Raw genomic sequence first — 5,495 nt, 5'->3', positions numbered from 1 at the left:
GTAAGATTGAAGGGTTGCCCCGAGCGAGGCCGTGAGGTTGAGCGAGGTGCGCGTCTGATTTTTGAGAACTCAACAGTGTGCCACATAGTCGATGCCAAAATCTCCGGCATCATCCCTGGTTGATCTGGGGTTGGTGTTTGGATTCCTTTGGTTGACAACGAAATGTCAGTGACATTTTGTTCTCGGCTGGAGATTGAACGGAACCGTTTGGTTCTTGGTCCTTCGGGACTGCTTCGTTTGTCTGTGATCCGCTTCGGCGGTTTGCTAAACAACATTTACGGAGAGTTTGATCCTGGCTCAGGACGAACGCTGGCGGCGTGCTTAACACATGCAAGTCGAACGGTGAACTTCAAGCTTGCTTGGGGGGATCAGTGGCGAACGGGTGAGTAACACGTGAGTAACCTGCCCCAGACTCTGGGATAAGCCTTGGAAACGAGGTCTAATACCGGATACGCAACTCCATCGCATGGTGAGGGTTGGGAAAGTTTTTCGGTCTGGGATGGACTCGCGGCCTATCAGCTTGTTGGTGAGGTAATGGCTCACCAAGGCGACGACGGGTAGCCGGCCTGAGAGGGCGACCGGCCACACTGGAACTGAGACACGGTCCAGACTCCTACGGGAGGCAGCAGTGGGGAATATTGCACAATGGGCGCAAGCCTGATGCAGCGACGCCGCGTGGGGGATGAAGGCCTTCGGGTTGTAAACCCCTTTCAGCAGGGAAGAAGCGAAAGTGACGTTACCTGCAGAAGAAGCGCCGGCTAACTACGTGCCAGCAGCCGCGGTAATACGTAGGGCGCAAGCGTTGTCCGGAATTATTGGGCGTAAAGAGCTCGTAGGCGGTTCGTCGCGTCTGCTGTGAAAGCCCGAGGCTCAACCTCGGGTCTGCAGTGGGTACGGGCGGACTAGAGTGTGGTAGGGGAGACTGGAATTCCTGGTGTAGCGGTGGAATGCGCAGATATCAGGAGGAACACCAATGGCGAAGGCAGGTCTCTGGGCCACAACTGACGCTGAGGAGCGAAAGCGTGGGGAGCGAACAGGATTAGATACCCTGGTAGTCCACGCCGTAAACGGTGGGCACTAGATGTGGGGCTCTTTCCATGAGTTCCGCGTCGCAGCTAACGCATTAAGTGCCCCGCCTGGGGAGTACGGCCGCAAGGCTAAAACTCAAAGGAATTGACGGGGGCCCGCACAAGCGGCGGAGCATGCGGATTAATTCGATGCAACGCGAAGAACCTTACCAAGGCTTGACATATACCTTCTATCCTCAGAGATGGGGAGTGCTTTTAGCGGGGTATACAGGTGGTGCATGGTTGTCGTCAGCTCGTGTCGTGAGATGTTGGGTTAAGTCCCGCAACGAGCGCAACCCTCGTCCTATGTTGCCAGCACGTAATGGTGGGGACTCATAGGAGACTGCCGGGGTCAACTCGGAGGAAGGTGGGGATGACGTCAAATCATCATGCCCCTTATGTCTTGGGCTTCACGCATGCTACAATGGCCGGTACAAAGGGCTGCGATACCGTAAGGTGGAGCGAATCCCAAAAAGCCGGTCTCAGTTCGGATTGAGGTCTGCAACTCGACCTCATGAAGTTGGAGTCGCTAGTAATCGCAGATCAGCAACGCTGCGGTGAATACGTTCCCGGGCCTTGTACACACCGCCCGTCAAGTCACGAAAGTCGGTAACACCCGAAGCCGTCGGCCTAACCCCTTGTGGGAGGGAGACGTCTAAGGTGGGATTGGCGATTGGGACTAAGTCGTAACAAGGTAGCCGTACCGGAAGGTGCGGCTGGATCACCTCCTTTCTAAGGAGCATCTGGCAGCCACGCGCTCTTCGTGAGTGTGTGGGGTGTCCAGGCCCCGTATCTGACCTCGTCTGTAGGTCGGCGGGGGCTCATGGATGGAACATCGACATGGCAGTCGCTCGAGCGGCATCACAGCAAGTACACCTCTTTGGGGGTCGGAACGTTGGGGTGTCCGGGTAGGGGTTGCGAGGCACACTGTTGGGTCCTGAAGACTCAGGCGCGAAAGCGACTGTCTTCGGGCCGGGATCCCTCGAGTAGAGGGGCCGGGCTGGTCGGACCACCGGATTCCATCGAACCGCACACTGTGGTGTGTAGGCGTGGGAGGAATGGTGGGGCTGCCCGTAGCTTGAGAACTGCACAGTGGACGCGAGCATCTTTGATATCTGTGGTCAAGTTTTTAAGAGCACATGGTGGATGCCTTGGCAGTAGGAGCCGAAGAAGGACGTTGTAGCCTGCGATAAGCCTCGGGGAGCTGGCAAACGAGCTTAGATCCGAGGATGTCCGAATGGGGAAACCCCGCTGGAGTCATGTCCAGTGACCCTCGTCTGAACACATAGGGCGAGTGGAGGGAACGTCGGGAAGTGAAACATCTCAGTACCGACAGGAAGAGATATTCCGTGAGTAGTGGCGAGCGAAAGCGGAACAGGCCAAACCGTATGCATGTGATAGCCGGCAGGCGTTGTGTATGCGGGGTTGTGGGACCTTTTGGAAGGATCTGCCGATCCTTCAAGGAGTCAGAAATCCGCGTGATAGTCGAAGGGCATTGAAAGGCCCGGCATAGAGGGTGCGACCCCCGTAGACGAAATTGCGTGGACTCCTGAGAGTCATCCCAAGTAGCACGGGGCCCGAGAAATCCCGTGTGAATCCGCAGAGACCACTCTGTAAGCCTAAATACTACCTACTGACCGATAGCGAATCAGTACCGTGAGGGAAAGGTGAAAAGTACCCCGAGAGGGGAGTGAAATAGTACCTGAAACCGTGTGCTTACAATCCGTCGGAGCCTCCCTAGATGGGGTGACGGCGTGCCTTTTGAAGAATGAGCCTGCGAGTTAGTGCTCGGTGGCAAGGTTAACCCGTGTGGGGCAGCCGTAGCGAAAGCGAGTCCGAATAGGGCGTTTGAGTCGCCGGGTCTAGACCCGAAGCGAAGTGATCTATCCATGGCCAGGTTGAAGCGCGGGTAAGACCGCGTGGAGGACCGAACCCACTTGGGTTGAAAACCGAGGGGATGAGCTGTGGATAGGGGTGAAAGGCCAATCAAACTTCGTGATAGCTGGTTCTCCCCGAAATGCATTTAGGTGCAGCGTTGCGTGTTTCTTGCCGGAGGTAGAGCTACTGGATGGCCGATGGGCCCCACCAGGTTACTGACGTCAGCCAAACTCCGAATGCCGGTAAGTGAGAGCGCAGCAGTGAGACTGCGGGGGATAAGCTTCGTAGTCGAGAGGGAAACAGCCCAGAACACCAACTAAGGCCCCTAAGCGTGTGCTAAGTGGGAAAGGATGTGGAGTTGCATAGACAACCAGGAGGTTGGCTTAGAAGCAGCCACCCTTGAAAGAGTGCGTAATAGCTCACTGGTCAAGTGATTCCGCGCCGACAATGTAGCGGGGCTCAAGTACACCGCCGAAGTTGTGTCATTCACATATTGCTAGGCCTTCGTGGTCCAGGCATGTGGATGGGTAGGGGAGCGTCGTGTGGGCAGTGAAGCTGCGGGGTAACCCAGTGGTGGAGCCCACACGAGTGAGAATGCAGGCATGAGTAGCGAAAGACGGGTGAGAAACCCGTCCGCCGAATGACCAAGGGTTCCAGGGCCAGGTTAATCCGCCCTGGGTAAGTCGGGACCTAAGGCGAGGCCGACAGGCGTAGTCGATGGACAACGGGTTGATATTCCCGTACCGGCGAAGAACCGCCCATGACGAGCCAGGTGATGCTAAGTGCCCAAAGCCGGTGAAGCCTTTATGGTGAATCTCGGTGGCGCGCACGACCCGAACCTGTAGTAGTCAAGCGTAGTAACAGGGGTGACGCAGGAAGGTAGCCGAGCGTGGCGATGGTTGTCCACGTCTAAGGGTGTAGGCCGACTGGTAGGCAAATCCGCCAGTCACATGGTTGAGACCTGATGGTGACCGCAATAGCGGGAAATCGGTGATCCTATGCTGCCAAGAAAAACCTCGGCGCGAGGTTCTAGCCGCCCGTACCCCAAACCGACTCAGGTGGTCAGGTAGAGAATACTAAGGCGATCGAGTGAATCGTGGTGAAGGAACTCGGCAAAATGCCCCCGTAACTTCGGGAGAAGGGGGGCCTGAGGCGTGAAGGCACTTGCTGCCGTAAGCGTTTGAGGGCCGCAGAGACCAGGGAGAAGCGACTGTTTACTAAAAACACAGGTCCGTGCGAAGTCGCAAGACGATGTATACGGACTGACGCCTGCCCGGTGCTGGAAGGTTAAGAGGAGAGGTTAGCCGCAAGGCGAAGCTTTGAATTTAAGCCCCAGTAAACGGCGGTGGTAACTATAACCATCCTAAGGTAGCGAAATTCCTTGTCGGGTAAGTTCCGACCTGCACGAATGGCGTAACGACTTCTCCGCTGTCTCCACCGCGAACTCGGCGAAATTGCACTACGAGTAAAGATGCTCGTTACGCGCAGCAGGACGGAAAGACCCCGGGACCTTTACTATAGCTTGGTATTGGTATTCGGTGTGGTTTGTGTAGGATAGGTGGGAGACTGTGAAGCTCATACGCCAGTATGGGTGGAGTCATTGTTGAAATACCACTCTGATCACTCTGGATATCTAACCTCGGTCCGTAATCCGGATCAGGGACAGTGCCTGGTGGGTAGTTTAACTGGGGCGGTTGCCTCCCAAAGAGTAACGGAGGCGCTCAAAGGTTCCCTCAGCCTGGTTGGCAATCAGGTGGCGAGTGCAAGTGTACAAGGGAGCTTGACTGTGAGACTGACAGGTCGAGCAGGGACGAAAGTCGGAACTAGTGACCCGCTGGTGGCATGTGGAAGCGCCAGCGCTCAACGGATAAAAGGTACCCCGGGGATAACAGGCTGATCCTGCCCAAGAGTCCATATCGACGGCATGGTTTGGCACCTCGATGTCGGCTCGTCGCATCCTGGGGCTGGAGTTGGTCCCAAGGGTTGGGCTGTTCGCCCATTAAAGCGGTACGCGAGCTGGGTTTAGAACGTCGTGAGACAGTTCGGTCCCTATCCGCTGCGCGCGCAGGAAACTTGAGAAAGGCTGCCCCTAGTACGAGAGGACCGGGGTGGACGAACCTCTGGTGTGCCAGTTGTTCCGCCAGGAGCACGGCTGGTTGGCTACGTTCGGAAGGGATAACCGCTGAAAGCATCTAAGCGGGAAGCCTGTTTCAAGATGAGGTTTCCATCGGGCTTGTCCCGAGAAGGCCCCCTACAGACCATGGGGTTGATAGGCCGGATGTGGAAGAGAGGACTAACGACTCTTGAAGCTGACCGGTACTAATAGGCCGACAACTTGACTACACTCAAGATTTTCAAATGTAATGCTACGCGTCCACTGTGCGGTTCCCGAGAAACGGTCGGGAATCCGATTGTTAACTCCATAGAGTTTCCGCAGCCATAGCGAGAGGGAAACGCCCGGTCCCATTCCGAACCCGGAAGCTAAGCCTCTCAGCGCCGATGGTACTGCACTCGCCAGGGTGTGGGAGAGTAGGTCGCTGCGGGACATTC

The 5,495-nt window shown here is 56.3% G+C and carries 3 rRNA genes; all 3 read left to right on the top strand.

Annotated elements, in window-relative coordinates:
• Nucleotides 1–274 precede the first annotated feature (274 nt).
• The 3 genes from B7K21_RS12375 (at nucleotide 275) to rrf (ending at nucleotide 5,491) form a co-directional block, all read left to right on the top strand.
• Nucleotides 275–1,799 (top strand): 16S ribosomal RNA (locus B7K21_RS12375).
• A gap of 387 nt (nucleotides 1,800–2,186) precedes the next feature.
• Nucleotides 2,187–5,288, top strand: a 23S ribosomal RNA gene (locus B7K21_RS12370).
• Nucleotides 5,289–5,374: 86 nt separating this feature from the next.
• Nucleotides 5,375–5,491, top strand: a 5S ribosomal RNA gene (gene rrf, locus B7K21_RS12365).
• Together the 16S, 23S and 5S rRNA genes form the textbook arrangement of a ribosomal RNA operon.
• Nucleotides 5,492–5,495 lie beyond the last annotated feature (4 nt).

Origin of the sequence: Demequina sp. NBRC 110052, assembly GCF_002090075.1 — a bacterium.
GTDB lineage: Bacteria > Actinomycetota > Actinomycetes > Actinomycetales > Demequinaceae > Demequina.
Note: the sequence above shows the minus strand (reverse complement) of the source record. Positions and strands in the feature narration are given on the sequence as shown.